The sequence below is a fragment of the Nocardioides sp. genome, from assembly GCF_036401255.1.
Classification (GTDB): domain Bacteria; phylum Actinomycetota; class Actinomycetes; order Propionibacteriales; family Nocardioidaceae; genus Nocardioides.
The window spans coordinates 1-2,460 of record NZ_DASWVI010000366.1 but is presented as its reverse complement, the minus strand read 5'-3'; the positions used below and the strand labels follow the sequence as shown (position 1 = coordinate 2,460).

Genomic DNA, 2,460 nt, shown 5'->3' with positions numbered 1-2,460 from the left:
GCACGATCCGGCTCGACGTGACGCCGATGGGGTTCCACGCGTCCGTCCGTGGACCCGGCGGCGCCCGGGCGTGGTACGTCGACCCGGCGTACGACGAGCGCGGCGCCACGACCCACCTGAGCTACTACGGGGCCGACGTCCCGCGCTCGGCCGACGCGTTCGTCGAGCGCGACCTCGCCGACACGGCGCGCACGGTGGCGGCGGCACCCGCGCCCCGGGCGGCCGGCGCGGCGATCCAGCGCCGCACCTACCGGCTGGCGTTCCTCACGGACCCCACGTACGCCGCCTACTTCGGCTCCGCGAACGTCCTGGCGGAGAAGGTCACGCTGGTCAACCGGATCAACCAGGTCTACAACGACGACCTCGCGATCCGGCTGCTGCTCATCGACGGCACCGACCGGCTCAACCTCGACACGCCGGCGAAGGCCACCGGCACCGACGGGCCGTGCGGTCTGAGCGCGTGCTTCGCCCCGGAGCACCTGGCGAGCTGCACCAGCAGCTCGCTGGACCGCACCAACTGGGTCCTCGGCCAGCTCGTGGGCGCGGACAGCTACGACCTGGGCCACCTCGGGCTGGGCGTCTCCGGCGGTGGGATCGCCGGCCTGGGCGTCGTCGGCACCGCCAGCAAGGCGTCCGGCTGCACCGGCGTGCCCCGGCCGCAGGGCGACTTCTACGCCGTCGACTACGTCGCCCACGAGATGGGCCACCAGTTCGGCGGCAACCACACGTTCAACGGCACCCAGGACAACTGCTCGCTGACCAACCGCAACGGCACGACCTCGGTCGAGCCCGGGTCGGGCTCGTCGGTGATGGCGTACGCCGGCATCTGCGGGCAGGACGACCTGCAGCCGCACAGCGACCCGTACTTCTCCCAGCGCAGCATCGACGAGATCACCGCGACGACCGCGGCGACCCCGGTCGCGGAGAACGAGGTGCAGTCGGTCACGCTGCGCGGCTTCGACGCCGACGGCGACTCGGTCACGTTGACCTATCCCGGCCACGACCCGGTCACGCTCACCCGCGGCACCGACTACACGCTGGTCGGCGTGAGCGACGCGATCCGCCGGCTCACCGGCCTGACGCCGCGCGTGGCCGGCTACGACGGGGGAGTCGACGTCGAGGACGGCGGCTTCGAGCTGACCTTCGGCGTCGGCAGCGGTGCCCGCGGCCAGGACGTGCCCCGGATCGGCGTCGGCGCCACGACCGGCGGGGTCACCGGCTTCGTCGGGGTGCAGATCCAGGGCGGCCCCGGCGGCAACCAGGGCGCGGTGGCCACGACCGGCAACCACGCCCCGGTGGTGACCGCACCGGCCGACCGGACGATCCCGATCCGCACCCCGTTCACGCTCAGCGGATCGGGCACCGACTCCGACGGGGACGCGCTGACCTACCTGTGGGAGCAGAACGACACCGGCAGCGCGCTGCCGACCGGCGGCACCGCCCTGGTCAGCAACACCAAGACCGACGGCCCGCTGTTCCGGGTGTTCGGCACCGCCGCCCAGGTCAGCGCCACCGGCACGCTCCAGTCACCCTCCCCGGGCGAGAACACCGCCGGCACCAGCGCCGCCCGGACCTTCCCCGACCTCGCCCAGGTCCTCGCCGGCAACACCAACGCCGCCACCGGAGCCTGTCCCGCGGCACCCGCCGACCCCGCCACGGACGTCCCGGCCGCGGTCGTGGACTGCTACTCGGAGTTCCTGCCGACGGCCGACTACGGCAGCGCGCTCGCGGGCGCGAGGCTGGACTTCCGCCTCACCGCGCGCGACGGCTCCCCGGACGGTGGCGGCACGGCGTACGACGACGTGACGCTCACCGTCGACACCTCCGCCGGCCCCCTGCTGGTGACGTCGCGGCCGACCGCGGGCGCGGCCGCCACCGGCGGGCAGTCGGAGGAGGTCACGTGGTCGGTCAACGGCACCGACGCCGCCGGGCTCGCGCCGCAGGTGCGGATCCTGCTCTCGACCGACGGCGGCCGCACCTGGCCGCACGTCCTCGCGGCGACGACGGCCAACGACGGCGCCGAGACGGTGACGCTTCCGGCGCTCTCGACCAGCCACGCGCGGATCCGGGTCGAGGCGGTCGGCAACTACTTCTTCGACGTCAACGACGCCGACTTCGCGATCACCGCGCCGACCCCACCGCCCGCGGACACCACCGCGCCGGACACCACGATCACCCGGGCGCCGGCGGGGTTCGCGCTCGGCCGGCCGCGGTTCGCGTACGCCGGCACCGAGCCCGGTGACACCGTCGACTTCGTGTGCACGCTCGACGGCGCCGCCCAGGCGTGCGGCACCGGCGGCGTGCGTCTGGCCACGCCCCGTCCGGGCCCGCACGTGTTCACGGTCGCGGCCCGTGACGCCGCCGGCAACGTGGACCCGACGCCCGCGTCGGTGCGGTTCGCGGCGCCGTTCACGAGCCGGCAGCTGACCCGCGTCGGGGACGCCTGGCGGCTCGGCCGCG

General features: G+C 74.8%; 1 protein-coding gene. It reads left to right on the top strand.

Annotated features, from left to right (window positions below; all coding sequences use genetic code 11):
• Positions 1–26: 26 nt before the first annotated feature.
• Positions 27–2,460 (top strand): M12 family metallo-peptidase (locus VGD85_RS16930; RefSeq protein ID WP_331064605.1); only part of this gene is annotated, 2,434 nt, incomplete at its 3' end.